The organism is Chromobacterium sp. INPA-IVC (genome assembly GCF_059047085.1).
In genome coordinates, this window is sequence record NZ_JBTNLS010000005.1 from 1 (window position 1) to 18,516 (window position 18,516).

General features: G+C 63.9%; 14 protein-coding genes and 1 rRNA gene. 8 read left to right on the forward strand and 7 right to left on the reverse strand.

The features are described 5' to 3' along the window. Together rrf and ACX17K_RS09685 are read left to right on the forward strand one after the other, a co-directional pair. Nucleotides 1–115 (forward strand): 5S ribosomal RNA (gene rrf / locus ACX17K_RS09680). 254 nt (nucleotides 116–369) lie between these two features. Further along, a complete protein-coding gene (locus ACX17K_RS09685) occupies nucleotides 370–2,550 on the forward strand; it encodes an ATP-binding protein (protein ID WP_493774625.1) in 2,181 nt (726 codons plus the stop codon). A 1-nt stretch (nucleotide 2,551) separates the two neighbouring features. Here ACX17K_RS09685 and ACX17K_RS09690 read toward each other — a convergent pair whose 3' ends face one another. From ACX17K_RS09690 to ACX17K_RS09705, 4 genes are all read right to left on the reverse strand, one after another. Further along, nucleotides 2,552–3,547 carry a GlxA family transcriptional regulator gene (locus tag ACX17K_RS09690; protein ID WP_021475743.1) on the reverse strand — a complete coding sequence of 332 codons (996 nt, stop codon included), beginning with the start codon at nucleotides 3,545–3,547 and terminating at the stop codon, nucleotides 2,552–2,554. Between the two features lie 132 nt (nucleotides 3,548–3,679). After that, a complete protein-coding gene (locus ACX17K_RS09695) occupies nucleotides 3,680–4,411 on the reverse strand; it encodes an ABC transporter permease (protein ID WP_493774626.1) in 732 nt (243 codons plus the stop codon). Continuing rightward, a complete protein-coding gene (locus ACX17K_RS09700) occupies nucleotides 4,408–5,094 on the reverse strand; it encodes an ABC transporter permease (RefSeq protein ID WP_021475741.1) in 687 nt (228 codons plus the stop codon). Before ACX17K_RS09700 ends, ACX17K_RS09695 begins: the two co-directional genes overlap by 4 nt. 82 nt (nucleotides 5,095–5,176) lie before the next feature. Then, on the reverse strand, nucleotides 5,177–5,941 hold the full coding sequence (locus ACX17K_RS09705) for an ABC transporter substrate-binding protein (protein WP_493774627.1): 765 nt from the start codon (nucleotides 5,939–5,941) through the stop codon (nucleotides 5,177–5,179). A 476-nt stretch (nucleotides 5,942–6,417) separates the two neighbouring features. On the opposite strand from ACX17K_RS09705, the gene ACX17K_RS09710 reads away from it, so the two are divergent. Continuing rightward, on the forward strand, nucleotides 6,418–11,226 hold the full coding sequence (locus ACX17K_RS09710; RefSeq protein WP_493774628.1) for an NAD-glutamate dehydrogenase: 4,809 nt from the start codon (nucleotides 6,418–6,420) through the stop codon (nucleotides 11,224–11,226). A 217-nt stretch (nucleotides 11,227–11,443) separates the two neighbouring features. Further along, a complete protein-coding gene (locus tag ACX17K_RS09715) occupies nucleotides 11,444–13,144 on the forward strand; it encodes a bifunctional metallophosphatase/5'-nucleotidase (protein WP_493774629.1) in 1,701 nt (566 codons plus the stop codon). Nucleotides 13,145–13,323: 179 nt separating this feature from the next. Here the strand turns inward: ACX17K_RS09715 and ACX17K_RS09720 are convergent, their stop codons facing one another. The 3 genes from ACX17K_RS09720 to coaBC all read right to left on the reverse strand — a co-directional run bounded on the left by ACX17K_RS09720 (nucleotide 13,324) and on the right by coaBC (nucleotide 16,116). Then, on the reverse strand, nucleotides 13,324–14,343 hold the full coding sequence (locus tag ACX17K_RS09720) for a GGDEF domain-containing protein (RefSeq protein WP_231154947.1): 1,020 nt from the start codon (nucleotides 14,341–14,343) through the stop codon (nucleotides 13,324–13,326). Between the two features lie 86 nt (nucleotides 14,344–14,429). After that, nucleotides 14,430–14,882, reverse strand: coding sequence for a dUTP diphosphatase (gene dut, locus ACX17K_RS09725; RefSeq protein WP_493774630.1), 453 nt, complete (start codon nucleotides 14,880–14,882; stop codon nucleotides 14,430–14,432). Between the two features lie 52 nt (nucleotides 14,883–14,934). Beyond that, a complete protein-coding gene (gene coaBC, locus ACX17K_RS09730; RefSeq protein ID WP_493774631.1) occupies nucleotides 14,935–16,116 on the reverse strand; it encodes a bifunctional phosphopantothenoylcysteine decarboxylase/phosphopantothenate--cysteine ligase CoaBC in 1,182 nt (393 codons plus the stop codon). A gap of 162 nt (nucleotides 16,117–16,278) precedes the next feature. On the opposite strand from coaBC, the gene radC reads away from it, so the two are divergent. The 4 genes from radC to ACX17K_RS09750 all read left to right on the forward strand — a co-directional run bounded on the left by radC (nucleotide 16,279) and on the right by ACX17K_RS09750 (nucleotide 18,498). Next, nucleotides 16,279–16,953, forward strand: a complete 675-nt coding sequence (gene radC / locus ACX17K_RS09735) for a RadC family protein (RefSeq protein ID WP_231161466.1) — start codon at nucleotides 16,279–16,281, stop codon at nucleotides 16,951–16,953. 126 nt (nucleotides 16,954–17,079) lie between these two features. After that, entirely contained in the window at nucleotides 17,080–17,331 is a 252-nt protein-coding gene (locus ACX17K_RS09740; RefSeq protein WP_021475733.1) for a hypothetical protein, read from the forward strand. Nucleotides 17,332–17,483: 152 nt separating this feature from the next. Then, on the forward strand, nucleotides 17,484–17,858 hold the full coding sequence (locus tag ACX17K_RS09745; RefSeq protein WP_031295776.1) for a Gfo/Idh/MocA family oxidoreductase: 375 nt from the start codon (nucleotides 17,484–17,486) through the stop codon (nucleotides 17,856–17,858). A gap of 196 nt (nucleotides 17,859–18,054) precedes the next feature. Further along, nucleotides 18,055–18,498: a DUF2844 domain-containing protein gene (locus ACX17K_RS09750; protein WP_493774632.1), complete on the forward strand. Its 444-nt coding sequence runs from the start codon at nucleotides 18,055–18,057 to the stop codon at nucleotides 18,496–18,498. The last annotated feature ends 18 nt before the right edge of the window (nucleotides 18,499–18,516 follow it).

The following is an 18,516-nucleotide window of genomic DNA, read 5'->3' on the forward strand; positions in this document are numbered from 1 at the left end:
TCTGGTGGCCTTAGCGAGGTGGTCCCACGCCTTCCCATCCCGAACAGGACCGTGAAACGCCTTAGCGCCGATGATAGTGTGGCATTCGCCATGTGAAAGTAGGACACCGCCAGACGCCCCATATGCAGAACCCCAGCTCAGACGAGCTGGGGTTTTTGCTTTGCGCGCCCCGCGCGCGACTCCCCAGCCCCGACCGGACCCCGGCGGGGCTTTGGCGTTTATGGGGTATGTCGGCGTAGTGTGAATTCTTGGACAGATTGTCCAGCTTATGTCGTTGCGGGAGATCTGCATTTTTGCAAAAATGCGCGGCAGATATTTTATGCAGCACATATTATTCAAAATGTCGAATGAACCCCTAAGGCGGAAGTCTTGAGCAAATTCAAGGGCGGCGGATGGCTGCTGTTCGGCGCGGTCTGGCTTGCCTGCACGCTGTTTGTGACGGCGCAGTGGGGAGTGAGCGAATATCGCCGCTTGCAGGATGGCTTCGAGCTGGCCGCGCATCAGGCGTACGCCGGCGTGGCCAGACGGCTGGACCAGAACGAATCGGTGCTGACGGCGATCGATGCGCTTCTGTTGTCGCGCGAGCCTTTCGACGCGTCGGCGGTCGGCGCCTTTTCCCGCGAGATGCTTCCCCGCTATCAGCAGTTGTACGCCATCCAGTTTCTCCGCAATGTCGCCGCCGATAATCGGACGGCCTTTCTTCGCGAGATGGAGCAGCGTTTCGGCGAGACTTTCTATATCCGCGATTTCGACGTGGAGGGCCGGCGCAGCTGGCAGCCAGCTCCCGCGCGAGCCCAATCTCTCGTCGTGTCGATGATCGAACCGGACTTGCCGGCCGCCAGCCCCGTCTATGGCTACGACATGCTTGGCGATGCCTATTTCGCTCCCGAGCTGCGGCGGGCGATCTCCGGCGGGCAGAAGGTGTCTTCCCGTCCCTTCGAGCTATATGACGGCAGTGGGCGGGCCTATTTGCTGATGCAGCCCTTGTTCCGGGATTCCGAATCGCCGGGCAGGAGGCGGCTGGCCGGCATGGCGGTGCTGGTGGTGTTCTGCGATCGATTGCTGCAATTGCCGGTCGATGCCAGCCTGCCCAATAGCCTGGATTTGGCTCTGCTGGCCAAGGAGGGGGGGCATGAACTGCTGTATGAGCGGGTTCATCGCGTCGCCGAGCATGATTGGTGGCCGGTCGTCACTAGGCTTGAGGCGAAGCTGCCGCTGAACAGCGAGGCGCAGCCGTTCGTGCTGGGCGTTGCCCAGGATGTCCGCGTCAGCGATCTGGCGCTGCTGCCGTTGTTGCTGAGAGAGCTGTTGCTGACGCTGCTGCTGGCCGCCGCTGGCCTGATCTACTCCCAGCGCATGGCTTTGCGCCGCCAGCGCAGCCTAGCGGACGAGGAGCTGTTTCTGCAGAGCGAGCGAGCATCCGTGACCTTGAACGCGATTCATGACGGGGTGGTGATCCTGCGCCAGGATCGCAGCATCGAAATGGCGAATCCCATCGCCTTGCGACTGGTGGAGATGCCGGCCGACGAGGTGCTGGGCCAGCCTTGCCATGAGGTGTTCCGCCTGCTGGGGGAGCTGGCCTCGGAGTTCGCCGAGGATCCGATAGCCGAATGCTTCCGCACCGGCCAGCCGGTGGAGCTGCAGGAGCGGATGCAGTTGACCACCGCGCGCGGCAAGGTGCACTTCGTCGAGGGCGGGGTCGCGCCGCTGCTGTCCCGCGACGGCGTGCTGATCGGCGTGGTGTGCGCGCTGCGCGACATGGGGCCGCTGCGCCAACGCACGGCCGAGGCGCTGGAGGCCAGCGAGACTCGGGTCAAGGAGCATCTGGAGAAGCTGTCGCACGTGGCGCGGCTGCATACGATGGGGGAGATGGCTTCGGGCATCGCCCACGAGCTCAATCAGCCGCTGACCGCGATTTCCAATTATTGCCAGGCGGCGATGCAGATGCTGGAGGGCGTCGACGACGCGCCGCCGCAGGTGCATTCGGCGCTGAAGCTGGCGGTGGCGCAGGCGGGCCGGGCCGGCGAGATCATCAAGCGGCTGCGCGCGCTGGTCAGCAAGCGGGCGATCGAGACGCGGCTGATCGACATCAACCAGGTGGTGGGCAATTGCATGTTCCTGGCGGAGTACGATCTGCGCGAGCGAGGCATCGAAGTGGTGCAGCTGCTGTCCGGTTACTCCATCCCGGTGATGGCGGACAGCATCCAGCTGGAGCAGGTGGTGTTGAACCTGCTGTCCAACGCGATGGACGCCTTGAAGGATGAGCCGCCGATGAAGCGGCATGTGATCATCCATACCCGGCGCGAGGGGCGGAAGGGAATCCTGGAGGTCAGGGATACGGGGCGGGGCATTACGCCTGACTTGCTGGAAGTGCTGTTCCACCCGTTCTTTTCCACCAAGCCGCACGGCATGGGCTTGGGCTTGTCGATCTGCCAGACCATCGTCGAGCAGTACGGCGGGCTGATCTCGGCCGAAAACATACCGGCCAGCGGCGCCTGCTTCCGGATCGAGCTGCCGCTGGCCCTGCAGGCGGAGCGGCAGCTGAGCTAGCTCAGGATGCGCGCGTCAGCGCGCCGGGGAGGGCGCGCTGGGCGCGCTCTTCGCGCGGCGTGATGTTGAAGTGGTTGCGGTAGGTGCTGGAGAAATGAGGTCCGCTGGAGAAGCCGCAGGCCAGGCCGATCTGGACGATGGATTTGCTGGTCTGCTGCAGCAGTTGCCTGGCGCGGCTCAAGCGCAGCTCCAGATAGTATTTCGACGGCACGGTGCCCAGGTATTGCTTGAACAGCCGTTCCAGCTGGCGCCGGGACACGCCGACGTAATAGGCGATGTCGTCGGTGGACAGCGGCTCCTCGATGTTCGCCTCCATCAGGCTGACCGCCTCGGTCAGCTTGGGCTGGCTGCCGCCGATGCGGGTGGCCAGCGGGATTCGCTGGCGCTCGTTGCCGGGACGGATCCGTTCCATGCTGAACAGCTCGGACAGCTGGGCGATGAATTCGTGGCCTTGCTGCTTTCCCACCAGATCCAGCATGAAGTCGAAGGTGGCGGCGCCCCCGGCGCAGCTCAGGCAGCGGCCTTCGCTCTCGTACAGATTGGACGTGACGATCACGTCCGGGAATTCCTCGGTCAGCCGCGCGATTTCGCGCCAGTGTATCGTCGCGCGCTGTCCCGCCAGCAGGCCGGCGCGCGCCAGCCAGTAGCTGCCGCAGCCTAGGCCGGCCAGGGTCATCTTGTCGGCGTTGCCGCCCCCAAGGGCCTTGCTCAGGTCTTCCAGCGCGAAATCGCTGACGATCTCGTCGGCCAGGATCAGCAGGTAGTCCAGCTTGGGCGCATAGGACAGCGGCAGGTCCACCGCCAGCTTGATGTCGTTGGACAGCTGCACCGGCGCGCCGTCCAGCGACAGCAGCAGCGTTTCGTACAAGCGTTTTTCCGCCAGCAGATTGGCGTGCGTCAGCACCTCGGAGGCGCTGGCGAAGTCGGCCATCGAGGCGTGGGGTAGGAGCAGGAAGCCAAAGCGCAGGGCTTTGCCGGTTTGGGGCGGGTGACCCATGGTGTGATTGTCTGTGTCAGTTGGCAAAAATGCCGCCATGGCAGGCAAGCCTGGCATGGCGGCGTTATCTCGCCCTGCATTGTACGATTTATTTCGGCGGGCCGGCACAAATTGTTGCCGGCCCGCGCGGCCTCATTGCTTGCGGGGCGCGAGGAAGGCCAGATAGCGGCGTTCGGCCCGCTTCATCAGCCAGACCAGGCCGAAGGTGAGGGCCAGGTAGATCAGCGCGGCGGTGAGGAAGGGCTCGAACGGCATATAGCTTTCGCTGTAGATGCGACGGGCGACGCCGGTCAGGTCGGCCAGCGTCACCAGGCCGGCGATCGCGGTGCTCTGCAGCATCATGATCACTTCGTTGCTATAGGCCGGCAGCGCGCGGCGCAGCGCCGACGGCAGCACGATGCGGCGCAGCATCAGCCAGTGGCTCATGCCCATCGAGCGGGCTGCCTCGATCTCGCCCCAGTGGGTGGCGCGGATCTGGCCGGCGATGATCTCGGTGGTGTAGGCGGCGGTATTCAGCGTGAAGGCCAGGATCGCGCAGACGTAGGCGTCCTGCAGATATCGCCAGGCCCAGCTGTCGCGCACCCAGTCGAACTGGGCGAGGCCGTAGTAGATGATGAACAGCTGCACCAGCAGCGGCGTGCCGCGGAACACGTAGCCGAACAGCCAGACCGCGCCCGCCAGCGCGCGGTTCTTGGAGACGCGGGCCACCGCCAGCGGGACGGCCATGGCCAGGCCCAGCAGCAGGGACAGGCCCAGCAGCTCCAGCGTCAGGATCAGGCCGTCGGTACTGGACAGCATCGGGCCGCCGTCATGGGCGCCGAAGAACTCGGGCAGCCGCTCGATAATCAGTTGGGGATCGATCACAGTCCGCTCTCCTTGGCGCCCATCGAATAGCGTTTTTCCAGCCAGTGGAGCAGCAGGTTGGATACGCCGGTCACGGCGAGGAACAGCGCGCCGACGACGACATAGACATCGAACGGCTGCTGGGTGGCGGATTTGGCGGCGTCGGCGCGGTACATCACGTCATTGAGGCCGATCACCGACACCAGCGCGGTGGACTTCACCAGCACCAGCCAGTTGTTGGAGAAGCTGGGCAGCGCGTAGCGCACCATCTGCGGCAGCTGGATGCGGAAGAACACCCGCAACGGAGACATGCCGTAGGCGAGGCCGGCTTCCATCTGGCCCTTGTGCACCGCCATCATCGCGCCGCGGAAGGTTTCCGTCATGTAGGCGCCGAAGATGAAGCCCAGCGTGGCCACGCCGGCGGCGAAGGGGTTGATGTCCGGGCTCTGCCAGCCGAAATAGCCGCAGATGTCGTTGAGCGCCATCTGGGCGCCGAAGAACAGCAGGAACATCCATACCAGGTCGGGAATGCCGCGCACCACGGTGGAGTAGAATTCGGCCAGCAGAGTCAGCGGGCGGGAGTGGCTGGACTTGAACAGCGCGCCGACCAGGCCGAGCGCGACGGACACGACCAGCGAGGTGCCGGCCAGTTTCAGAGTCAGCACGCCGCCTTCGAGGATGCTGGGAAGGTAGCCTTGAAGCATGAAGCAATCTCGGAAAAGGGGATTGCCGACGCCGGCGCGCGGGAGGCGCGCCGGCGTCGTATCGGGTGGTTCAGTTCAGGGCTCAGCCGCCGTAGATGTCGAAGCTGAAGTACTTGTCCTGGACTTTCTTGTAGGCGCCGTCCTTGCGGATCTGGTCGATGGCCTTGTTCAGGCGTTCGACCAGCGCCTTGTTGCCCTTCTTGACGGCGATGCCGCAGCCCGGGCCGAAGTATTTGACGTCGGAGTAATTGGGGCCGACGAAGGAGTAGCCCTTGGCCTGGGCGGTCTTCAGGAATTCCTGCTCGCCGACGGCGCTGTCGACGAACACGGCGTCCACGCGGCCGGACTTCAGGTCCAGGAAGGATTCAGGCGACTTGGCGTAGGACACGATGGCGGCGCCGTTCTTGCCCCAGTTGTCCTTGGCGAACTTCTCCTGGGTGGAGGCGCGCAGCACGCCGATCTTCTTGCCCTTCAGGCTGGCGGCGTCCACCTTGGTGCCGTCCTTGGCCACCATGCGGCTGGCGATGTTGTAGTACTTGTGGGAGAAGTCCACCGCCTTCTGGCGTTCCGGCGTGATCTGCATCGAGGAGATGATGGCGTCGAACTTGTTGGCGTTCAGCGCCGGGATCAGGCCGTCCCAGTCCTGCGGCACGATCTGGCAGGTGACTTTCATCGCCGCGCACAGCGAATTGGCGATGTCGATGTCGAAGCCTTGCGGCTTGCCGTCGGCGCCTTGCTTGGAGAACGGCGGGTAGTTGAGATCCACGCCGATGCGCAGGGTTTCCGCCTGGGCGGACAGGGAGGCGAGCAGGGCGAGGCCGGCGCTTGCGATCAGGGCTTTTTTCATGATGTTGCTTCTACTTCTCTCTCGTTGGCCGCTGGCGCGATGCGCAGGCGGCCGGCTTGTAAACCCCGCACCGGAGGCGACGTTAATGTTCCGATCCGGGCCGTTTTGTGTTCTGAATTGACCAACGGTTTTTGCGATAGCCAACAATAAGCGGCTGATTTGGTCAATCCCCACAAGCAAGTGCGCACATTCTACCTTACTTTTGCGAACAAATGGAAATATCATAAAAATCAACAAGTTACGCGATAATTGTTTGATGATCTACAATGCGTGCTGTTACGAGATTTGTGTAATTGTCCGTCGCTTTGCTGTAAGGTGTCGGCTGGATTTTCGGGCGGCTTATGCGCCTGCGTTGTTGCCTCTGGGATAGGCATGGCGCTTTTTGTGTAAGTGCATGTCGCATTAAGGAAATCCGGCCGGGGTGGCGCTATCTACAATGCCCCGACAACCTCCCTGCTCACAACAAGAGAAGCTAAATGTCGCTTACCAACAAGACCGAACTGGCCAGCCTGATCGCTGATATTCAGGCAGTGGCCGAGAGCAAGCTTTCTTCCAAGGAGACCCAACGACTCGCCGCCTTCTTCCCGATCTATTTCGAAGAGACCGAACACGCCGACCTCAGGCAGTTCTCCTCGCTCGATCTGTTCGGCGCAGGGATGGCGCACTACGAGTTCGCCGGCAAGCGCTCTGCCGGACAGGTCAAGTGCCGCATCTACAACCCCGATTTCGAACGCGACGGCTGGCAAAGCACCCACACGGTGATCGAAGTGGTGAACGACGACATGCCGTTCCTGATCGATTCGATCTCCATGCTGCTGTCGCGCTACAACCTCAATCTGCATCTGCTGGTCCACCCGGTGTTGGCGGTTGCCCGCGACAAGAGCGGCGTGCTGGCCGAGGTGAAGCGCACCGAGGACCGCAGCCTGCCGCTGGAGTCGTTCATCCACGTCCAGATCGACCGCATCAGCGACGCCGAGCTGCTGGCCAAGCTTGAAGCCGAACTCAAGCGCGTGCTGGCCGATATCCGCCTGGTGGTCAGCGACGAGCCGAAAATGCGCGAAGTGCTGGCCGGCATCGGCAAGGACCTGGCCAAGCTGAAGGGCGACCGCGCCGCCGAAGCCAAGGAGGCGGTGGCCTTCCTGGACTGGATGGCCGGCCGCAACTTCCTGTTCATGGGCTATTGCGATTACGACCTGGTCAAGCGCGATGGCAAGGACAGCCTGAAGATCGTCAAGGAATCCGGGCTCGGCATCCTGAAAGAGCAGGGCGACAAAGAATACTCCGCCAGCTTCGAACAACTGCCGCAGGAGCTGCGCGAACTGGCCCACCTGCCGCAATTGATCATCCTGAACAAATCGCAGACCCGCTCCATCATCCATCGTCCGGCCTATGTCGACTTCGTCGGCATCAAGCGTTTCAACGACAAGGGCCAGGTGATCGGCGAGCGCCGCTTCCTGGGCTTGTATACCGCCAGCGCCTACCAGATGTCGCCGAAGGATGTGCCCATCCTGCGCCAGAAGGTGTCCACCGTCGTCAAGAACTGCGACTTCGTCGATGACAGCTACAAGTCCAAGACCCTGGGCTTCGTGCTGGAAAGCTATCCGCGCGACGAACTGTTCGAGATTCCGGCCGAAGTGCTGGCGCCGATCGTCGAAGGCATCGTCAGCCTGCAGGAACGTCCGCGCGTGCGGCTGTTCGTCCGCGCCGACCGCTACCACCGCTATGTCAGCAGCCTGGTCTATGTGCCGCGCGACAGCTTCAGCACCGAAGTGCGGCTGAAGATCGAAAAGGTGCTGATGAACGCCTTCAACGGTGCCAGCGCCGAGTTCAGCGTGCAGATCGGCGACGGCACTCTGGCCCGCGTCCATTACATCATCCGCACCAACGCGCCCAAGCTGCCGGAATTCCACGCGTCCGACATCGAGGCTGAAATCGCCCGCCTGGTGCGCGGCTGGAGCGAAGAGCTGCACCAGCAACTGGTGGAAGCCCACGGCGAAGAGCGCGGCAACGGCCTGTTCAACCGCTACAAGGATGGCTTCCCGCTGGCTTACCGCGAAGAGTTCGCGGTGCGCAACGCGGTGCTGGACGTGCAGCACCTGGAGGCGATCTGCCCCGAGCAGCCGCTGGCGATGAAGCTGTACCGTCCGTTCCACCGCGGCGGCGCGTCGTTCAATCTCAAGCTGTTCCGCGAAGGCGAGCCGCTGGGCCTGTCCGCCAGCCTGCCCATCCTCGAGAACATGGGTGTCAAGGTGCGCGACGAGCACCCGTACTGCGTGAAGCGCAGCGACGACAGCCAGGTGTGGATCAGCGACTTCGGCCTCGACGTCGGCGGTTTCGGCGAGCAGATGGCGCAGGACCAGGTGCAGCAGGACTTCCAGGAACTGTTGTCGCAGGTTTTCGCCAAGCGTTGCGAGAACGACGGCTTCAACCGTCTGGCGCTGGTCGCCGCCCTCGATTGGCGCGAAATCTCGCTGGTGCGCGCGCTGGCCAAGTATCTGCGCCAGGGCGGCCTGACCTTCAGCCAAGCGTACATCGAGCAGTGCGTGGCCAACTACCCGGCCATCACCCGCAGCCTGGTTGAGCTGTTCTACGCCCGCCTGGACCCGGCAGGCTTCGACGATGACAAGGCCGAGCTGCTGCTGGCCGCCGTGCGCGGCATGCTGGACGGCGTGGCCAATCTGGACGAAGACCGCATCCTGAACGGTTTCCTGGCCGTGATTCTGGCCACCCGCCGCACCAACTTCTGGCAGAAGGCGGAAGACGGGCACTTCAAGTCCTACATCTCGTTCAAGCTGGAATCCAACCAGGTTCCGTTCCTGCCGCAGCCGCGCCCGATGTTCGAAATCTGGGTTTACAGCCCGCGCGTCGAAGGCGTGCACCTGCGCGGTTCCAAGGTGGCCCGCGGCGGCCTGCGCTGGTCCGACCGGATGGAAGACTTCCGCACGGAAGTGCTGGGTCTGGTGAAGGCGCAGATGGTGAAGAACTCGGTGATCGTGCCGATGGGCTCCAAGGGCGGCTTCGTCGGCAAGCAGCTGCCGGCGCCGTCCGAGCGCGAGGCCTTCCTGGCCGAGGGCATCGCCTGCTACAAGATCTTCATCTCCGCCTTGCTGGACGTCACCGACAACCTGGTGACCGGCCAGATCATTCCGCCGACCGATGTTCGCCGCCTGGATCCGGATGATCCGTACCTGGTGGTGGCCGCCGACAAGGGCACCGCGACCTTCTCCGACATCGCCAACGGCATTTCCGAAGCCTACGGCTTCTGGCTGGGCGACGCCTTCGCCTCCGGCGGCTCCGCCGGCTACGACCACAAGGGCATGGGCATCACCGCCCGCGGCGCCTGGGAATCGGTGAAGCGCCACTTCCGCCACCTGGGCGTCAACACCCAGGAGCAGGATTTCAGCGTGATCGGCATCGGCGACATGGCCGGCGACGTGTTCGGCAACGGCATGCTGCTGTCCGAGCACATCTGCCTGAAGGCGGCGTTCAACCACCTGCACATCTTCCTCGACCCGACGCCGAACGCGAAGAAGAGCTTCGCCGAGCGCGCGCGCCTGTTCAATCTGCCGCGCTCCAGCTGGACCGACTACAACCGCGAGCTGATCTCCAAGGGCGGCGGCATTTTCGAGCGCAGCGCCAAGTCCATCCCGCTGTCGCCGGAAGTGAAGGCGTGGCTGGAAACCAGCAAGGACAGCATGGCGCCGAACGAGCTGATCCATGAGATCCTCAAGGCCAAGATCGACCTGCTGTACAACGGCGGCATCGGCACCTACGTCAAGGCGTCGACGCAGAGCCACGCCGACGCCCGCGACCGCGCCTGCGATCCGGTGCGCGTCAACGGCAATCAGCTGCAAGCCCGCGTGGTGGCCGAAGGCGGCAACCTGACGTGCACCCAGCTGGGCCGCGTCGAGTTCGCGCTGGCCGGCGGCCGCATCGCCACCGACGCCATCGACAACTCCGCCGGCGTGGACTGCTCCGACCACGAGGTCAACATCAAGATCCTGCTGGGCGCGGTGATGCAGGCCGGCGACATGACGCTGAAGCAGCGCAACGAGCTGCTGGCCGAGATGACCGACGAAGTGGGCCATCTGGTGCTGCGCAACAACGTGCTGCAGACCCAGGTGCTGGCGATCAAGCGTCTGGAAGCCGCGTCGATGCTGTCCACCCATGCGCGCATGATCGCGCACATGGAAAAGACCGGCGAACTGAACCGCGAGATCGAGTACCTGCCGTCCGAAACCCAGATCAACGAGCGCCGCCTCGCCCGCCAGGGCCTGACCGTGCCGGAGATCGCGGTGCTGCTGGCCTACAGCAAGATTTCGCTGGACCAGGCCATCCTGGCCACCGACGTGCCGGACGACAAGGACTTCCTGCCGATACTGGTCAACTACTTCCCGAAACCGCTGCAGCAGCGCTTCGGCAAGCAGATGGAACAGCATCAGCTGCGCCGCGAGATCATCGCCAACCAGCTGGCCAACCAGATAATCAACCGCATGGGCACCACCTTCGTGTTCCGCATGCAGGAGGAGTCGCCGTTCTCCGCGGCCGACATCGCCCGCGCCTGGTGGATCGCCAGCCGCGTGTTCGACGCGGAAAGCCTGTGGGGCCAGATCGAGGCGCTGGACAACAAGGTGCCGGCCGACCAGCAGATGCAGCTGATGGTGCTGGTGCGCACGCTGGTGGAGCGCGTGACCCGCTGGGTGCTGCGCAACAAGCGTCCGTTCGGCTCCGTCAACGCGGTGATCGAGCAGTACGCGTCCAAGGTGCAGAGCCTGCTGGCGCAGCTGCCCAAGCTGATTCCGGCCGCCGACTACCCGGCGGTGGCCGCGCTGGAGCAGCGCATCGCCCACGCGAATCTGCCGCAGCCGCTGACCCAGGTGCTGGCGCGCCTGGAGTTCGCGGTGCCGCTGATGGACATCATCGAGATCAGCGAGGGCAGCAAGCTCAAGCTGGAGCAGGTGGCCGCCAACTACTTCCAGCTCGGCAGCGCGCTGCAGCTGGATTGGCTGCGCGACGCCATCACCGGTTTGCCGCGCGACAACCGTTGGCAGTCGCTGGCCCGTTCGGCGCTGCGCGACGATCTGTACAGCGTGCACCGCAATCTGGCCCGCCAGGCGCTGGAAGGCGTGTCGGCAGCGGACTTCGCCGGTCAGTGGCTGGTCAATCGCCAGGGCGCGGTGGAAATCTGCGGCCAGATGTTCGCCGAGCTGCAGTCGTTCAGCGCGCTGGACCTGGCGATGCTGTCCGCCGGCATGCGCGAGCTGAACAACCATCTGCTGGCCTGATGCCGATGGCCTGAAAATTCCGGTCGCAAGGGCGGAATGAAAAACGCCGCGAGGACTCCTCGCGGCGTTTTTGTTGATATTGCCGGAATATCGGATTTACATCGGTTTTGTAGATTTTAGTAGCTCAGATGTCACTGAAATTGTGTATCTTTGCCGATCTCGACGTCATGCCGTGGCAGCGGCAGGCTTCGAAAGAACAATACACAAGGAGCAAGTGATGAAACTGATTCCGCTGGGCATGACCCTGGGCGCCGCGCTGGCGCTGGGCGGCTGCATGTCCGATTCCTCGTCCGTGAGCGCGACGCGCACCCAGACCGGCGACGAAGCCGCCGCCGGCCAGGTGGCGGTCAAGATGATCGCCTTCAACGATTTCCACGGCAACCTGGAAGCGCCGGGCACGTTGGCCATTCCTGATCCGAACGATGCGAGCAAGACCGTCAAGGTGACGGCCGGCGGCGTCGACTATCTGGCCGCCTGGGTCAAGCAGCTGCGCGCGCAGTCGCCCAACACCGTGGTGGTGTCGGCCGGCGATCTGATCGGCGCCAGCCCGCTGGTGTCCGGCCTGTTCCACGACGAGCCGACGATAGAGGCGATGAATTTGCTGGGCCTGGACATCAACGCGGTGGGCAACCACGAATTCGACGACGGCCAGGATGAGCTGCTGCGGATGCAGAACGGCGGTTGCAAGGCGGGAGGCGGAGATACCACCTGCCAGAACGGCGGCAGCTTCGCCGGCGCCAAGTTCAAGTTCCTGGCGGCCAATGTGCAGAAACAGGACGGCAGCACTTTGTTCCCGGCTTACGAGATCAAGAAGTACGGCAATATTCCGGTCGCCTTCATCGGCATGACGCTGAAGGGCACGCCTGACATCGTGTCGCCCACCGGTATCCAGGGCCTGAGCTTCAAGGACGAGGCCGACACCGTCAACGCGCTGGTGCCCAAGCTGAAGGCGCAGGGCGTGTCCGCGGTGGTGGTGGTTGTGCACGAGGGCGGCTACCAGAGCGGCAACTACAACGAGTGCAAGGGCATTTCCGGCCCCATCGTCGACATCGTCAAGAAACTGGACAAGGCGGTGGGGCTGGTTGTCACCGGCCACACCCACCAGGCTTACAACTGCCAGATCGACGGCCGCACGGTCACCAGCGCCAAGAACTACGGCCAGCTGTTCACCGAGATCAATTTCAAGCTGAGCCCGTCGACGCGGACTTTCGTGCCAGGGTCGATCCAGGCGGTCAATCGTCCGGTGACGCAGGACATCGCGCCGCTGGCCAATATCAGCAGCCTGGTCCAGTTCTATCTGACCAAGGCCGCGCCCATTGCCAATAAGCCGGTGGGCACGCTGGCGGGCGCCTTGACCCGCACCGCCAGCGCGGCGGGCGAATCGACGCTGGGCGACGTGCTCGCGGATTCACAGCTGGATGCGGGCAAGGCGCAGGGCGCAGTGGCGGCCTTCATGAACCCGGGCGGCATCCGCGCCGACCTGGCGCCGGCCGCTGATGGCAGCATCAGCTACAAGCAGATCTATACCGTGCAGCCCTTCGGCAACACCATGATGACGATGACGCTCACCGGCGCGCAGATAGACCGCCTGCTGGAGCAGCAATGGAGCAACCCGTCCCAGCCCAAGATCCTGCAGGTGTCGTCCGGCTTCAGCTACAGCTGGAGCCAGTCGGCCCCGGCCGGCAACAAGGTGGACATCAACAGCATCACGATCAACGGCGTGAAGATCGATCCCGCAGCCAGCTACACGGTGCAGGTGAACAATTTCATCGCCGGCGGCGGCGATGGCTTCACTGTGCTGACCGAGAGCGGCAACCGCGTCGGCGGCGGGGTGGATGTGGACGTGCTGCAAAGCTATCTGGCCAAGCACGCCAACTTGCCGGTGCCGGCGCTGAGCCGCATCGTTCAACTGCCATAATCGATGGGCCTCTCCGCCTGCGGGCAGGCGGAAGGGCTCTGGGCCTGTTCAAAGTCCGGTGAGCGAGGGCGTGGCAAGGCGAAAACAGCTGAAGAGGCGCAGCGCGGATACGGCGCGTGAGATTCCGAGGCTGTTTGCAAAGCCGTGTCGCCGACGCGCGGCAGGCATTGGGCGGGCTTTCAGAAGTAGTCTATCTGGTCGGCGATGAGCGGGGATTCCAGCTTGCCGCCGGCCACCAGCTTCTCAAAGCCGCAGACCTGGTCGCGGCCGTGGCTTTTGGCGTAGTAAAGCGCGCGGTCGGCTTGTTCCAGCAGCTGGTCCGGCAATAATCCGGGGGTAATGCGGGTGTAGCCGATGCTGATGGTGATGCAGCCCGCTTGGGGGAAAACGTGCCGTCGGACCGAGGCGCGGAAGCGCTCCAGCGCGACTTCGGCCGGCTCCGCGTCCCCGCATTCCAGCAGCAGCGCGAATTCTTCGCCGCCATAGCGGAACAGTCCGTCTTCTTCGCGGAAGCTTGCCTGCATCAGCTGAGCCATCAGCAGCAGCACCTCGTCCCCGACCATGTGGCCGAAGCGGTCGTTCACCTGTTTGAAATGGTCGATGTCCAGCAAGGCCAGCATATGGGTGGCCGCGGATTCCGCTTCATGCTGCAAGGAGGCGATCAGGTTATAGAAGCGCAGATCGAACTTGCGGCGGTTGTGCAGCGCGGTCAGCATGTCGCGGTCGGCCTCGAACAGCAGCCGCAGGAAGTTCTCGTGTATCCGCGCCATCGCCAGCAGCATGTCCCGGTTGACGTCGGCGTCCGGACCACAGTGGATGACCACCAGCGAGGTGATGTTGCCCATGCAGTGCAAGGGCAGGCACAGGCCGCTGGGAATGCGCAGCAGCGCCGTGTTGTCGTGATGGGCGTGGCTGAACAGCTCGCGCAGGAACGGGGAAGGGGGCAGCCAGCCGTCGGCCGGGGTTTCGCGGACCTCCGGCTTGCCGGACGCGGCCAGCGCTTCCAGCCGCCGGCAGAGATAGGGCGAGCCGTTGACCCGGCGGCAGGCGAACAGCTCCACTCTGTCGACATGCATCAGCTCCACCAGAGTGGACAGCAGGCTGGACTCCAGCATTTCCTGCTCGCGCTGCGAGGTCAGCTCGACCAGATTGTCGAGCAGCAGCTTGCTTTCATCCTGCTCCGCGGGAGGCGTCGGCATGGCGGGAACTCCTGGAATGGCCGCGATGCGGCGCGTCCGCGCCGCAAGTTCCCAGAATTATAGGCAAGCCGCCGAAGAAAACAGTCCTAGCCGCGACCAGTGCTGCCGAAGCCGCCGGCGCCGCGGTCGGAGGCGTCGAAGTCGTCGACGATATTGAAGCCCACCTGCACCACCGGCACGATCACCATCTGGGCGATGCGCTCCATCGGCTCCAGGCGGAACGGTTCCTGGCCGCGGTTCCAGACCGAGACGAACATCTGGCCCTGATAGTCGGAATCGATCAGGCCGACCAGGTTGCCCAGCACGATGCCGTGCTTGTGGCCGAGGCCGGAACGCGGCAGCAGCATGGCGGCCAGGCCCGGATCGTTCAGGTGGATGGCGATGCCGGTCGGGATCAGCTTGGTTTCGCCCGGCTGGATGCTCATCGTCTCTTCGGTGGCGGCGCGCAGATCCAGGCCGGCCGAGCCGGAGGTGGCGTAAGCGGGCAGGTTGTCGCGCAGGCGCGCGTCCAGGATCTTGACGTCGATTACGGGTTGCATGGCGTTTCCTTGTGATGCGGGGCGGCTAGAAAGCCGCCCGATGGTTGATTCTTCAGCGCTTGGCCAGCAGGGCGGCCAGGTGGCGGACGATGGCGGCGGCCACGTCGTCCTTCGGCATCTGCGGCAGCGGGTGCTCGCCGGCGTTGTCCAGCAGCACCACCTGGTTGTCGTCGGCGCCCATCGCCTGCTGGGCGAGGTTGGCCACCAGCATGGGCAGCTTCTTGCGCCTGCGCTTGGCCTCGGCGAACTCCAGCAGGTTCTGGCTTTCGGCGGCGAAGCCGACGCAGAACGGCGCGGCGGGCAGGCTGGCGACGGTGGCCAGGATGTCCGGGTTTTCTTCCAGCTCGATCGTCGGCGCGGCGGCACCTTTCTTGATCTTGTGCTCGCTGCGGTTCTTCACCCGGTAGTCAGCCACCGCCGCCACGGAAATGAACACATCGCTGCGGCCCACCTCGGTCAGCACCGCCTGTTGCATCTCGGCCGCGCTCTGCACGTCCAGCCGGCGCACGTTCAGCGGCGTCTCCATGCCGGTGGGGCCCGATACCAGCGTGACTTCGGCACCTGCGTCGCGGCAGGCGCGCGCCAGCGCGTAGCCCATCTTGCCGGAGCTGATGTTGGTGATGCCGCGCACCGCGTCTATCGCTTCGTAAGTGGGGCCGGCGGTCAGCAGCACTTTTTTGCCGGCGAGCAGCTTGTCGGCGAAAAAGCCGTGCAGCAGCTCGACGATTTCATGCGGCTCCAGCATGCGGCCGTCGCCGGTCTCGCCGCAGGCCTGGAAGCCGTTGCCGGGGCCGAACACGGTCGCTCCGTCCGCTTCCAGCTGGGCGATGTTGCGCTGGTTGGGCGGGTTTTGCCACATCTGCAGATTCATCGCCGGGGCGACGATCAGCGGGCAGGTCCGCGCCGCGGCCAGCGTCGAGACCAGGTCGTCGCAAGCGCCGTGGGCCAGCTTGAACAGCAGGTTGGCGGTGGCCGGCGCGATCAGGAACACATCGGCGCGGCGCGACAGCTCGATATGGGCCATCGCGTTGCTGGGGCGCGGATCCCACAGATCGGTGTAGACGGTGTGGCCGGACAGCGCCTGGAAGGTGGCGGGCGCGACGAAGCGGGTGGCCGATTCGGTCATCACCACTTCCACTTGGTGCCCGGCCTTGATCAGCTGGCGGGTCAGCTCGGCCGACTTGTAGGCGGCGATGCCGCCGCCGATGCCGAGGAGGATGCGTTTGGCAGTCATCTCTATGGTTTCGAAATCAGCCGTAAACTGGCCATTCTAGCGGATTTGTCCTTTCGGGTGGTCGTGTCGTCGGCAGTTCATGCCAATGTTAATGTCATTGCTTGCTTCTATCTTGTTGGCCTGACCCCACAAACAATGCTATAGCCAGAAGGAGAGCGCGAGATGTCCATCGCCAGTTGGCCCGAGTCCGAGCGTCCGCGGGAGAAGCTGTTGTCCCAGGGCGCCGCGACGCTGAATGATTCCGAATTGCTGGCCATCTTCCTGCGCACCGGCATCAAGGGCGTCAATGCGGTGGAGCTGGCGCGGCGGCTGTTGCAGGACTTCGGCTCCCTCTCGGCGCTGCTGGCCGCGCCGCTGCCGGCGTTCAAGGCCAAGCAGGGCCTCGGGGAGGCGAAATACGCGCAATTGATGGCCTGCACCGAGCTGGCGCGGCGGGCGCTGTCGGAGCAGCTGAAGCTGGGAGACGCGCTGTCGAGTCCGCAGCAGGTGAGGGATTATCTGAGGCTGAGCATAGGCAGGCGGGAGGTCGAAACATTTGTTGTGATTTTTCTGTCGGCACAAAACCGGCTGATCGAAGTCGAAGAAGTATTCAAAGGGACCTTGACCGAGACCCGGGTGTATCCGCGCGAGGTGTTGCGGCGGGCGCTGCGGCACAATGCGGCGGCGCTGATTATCGCGCATAATCACCCGTCGGGCGTCAGCGAGCCGTCCAGCGCCGACCGGGTGCTGACCGACACGCTCAAGCGGGCGCTGGAACTGGTCGATATCAGGTTACTTGACCATTTTGTCGTAACCGGCGGGCACGCGGAGTCGTTCGCCGAGCGTGGCTGGCTGTAGAAGGCGCGTGAGCGCGCGGGGCTTGATGCGATGGCGGTTTGACAGTGCCGCTCCCGATGACGGGGCCCGCGAACAATAACTGTCTGCTTGACCTTTAGTTCTCCACCGCATCATAAGGAGGTCGTCATGAACATCCTGCGTTTGCTGAATGAATCGGATTACATTCAGGTCAACAACCAGTTCGTCAAGCCGGACTTCCACACGGTTTCAGAAGAGTTTTCCGACGACGACGACGTGGTGCTGGAAGCCACGCTGGATGGCCAGGAGCTGGTGTTGACCGTGGCCGACCTGACCGACGCCACGCCGCTGGCCGATGGAGGATTCTGGCTGGAGGGCTTGGGCTACCTCCGTTTCCTGTCGCAGCAGAATCTGCACTGACGTTTCGTCTCCGCATTCCCCGATGGCCCGGCCGACGCCGGGCCATTTCGTTTGGCCGCCGTGGTTTGACCTGCCTCAACTCCGGCACGGGCGGGATGTTCTAGAGTGGCGGCTGTTATTTGCCAGTCATAAATCGGGAGCGTGGAGCGCGTATGCAAAAGTTCAGGATAGGCATGGTGGGAGTGGGAGAGACAGGCACGCCTTTGCTGAAGCAGTTGCTGGATGCGTCGTTCGTCGATCTGGTCGGCGTGGCGGATCTGGATCTGCAGTTGCCGGGCATTCTGCTGGCCAAGGAGCGCGGGGTGCCGGTGACCGATAATTTCATCGAGATCGCCGAGCAGGGCGAGCGCGTCGACATCATCATCGACGTCACCGGGTCCCGCAAGGTCAGGGAGGATCTGCGCCGCTACATGCAGTTTTCCGGCAACACCCATACCGTGATCGTGCACGAGCGCGTGGCCTTGCTGATGCTGTCGCTGGGGGCCGGCCGCTGGGTGGAAACCCGTCATGACGAGCTAAGCTATTGATCTGGAATGTCTGGAATGTGAGGCTGTCCCAGCGATAAGGGAGAGCTGCACGAGGGGATGCGGGAGGCTTGCGCCTCCCGCTTTTTTTATTCTCCGGTCGGCGGCTCTGGCAGGGCCGCGTTCTTGTATGCTGAGAGTGTAGTCCGCGCGGCATGGCGCCGCGGACTATCCTTCATTGCCGTGCAAGGGGAATTAAATGATCAAGCCATCTTCATCCGCCTGGTTGCTGCTATTGCTGCCCGGACTCGCCTTCGCCGCTCTCGGGCAGCGCATCGATTTATCATCCTCAGCTCCTGTCGCTGGCCGTCAGCTGACGGCGGCGGCCATCGGCGCGCCCTATCGCGTGGTACAGGATCAGGATGCAGAAGGAAGGGTGATACGCCAGTATGTCGCCGGCGACGGCACCGTCTTCGCGGTGGCCTGGAGCGGACCGACGCTGCCGGATCTGCAGCAGTTGCTGGGCGATTACTTTCCCGCTTTCCGCCAGTCCCAGCAGGCCAATCGCCGGGGACTGAATGCGCTGCAAGGGCAGGCTGGCGGCTTTGTGGTGCAGTCCCGCGGCAGGCTGGGAGCATTTTCCGGCTTTGCTTGCGACAGCGCGCTGTTGCCGGCCGGCGTGACCGTTGATCAGCTGAAGTGAGGGCTAAACGATGCGCAG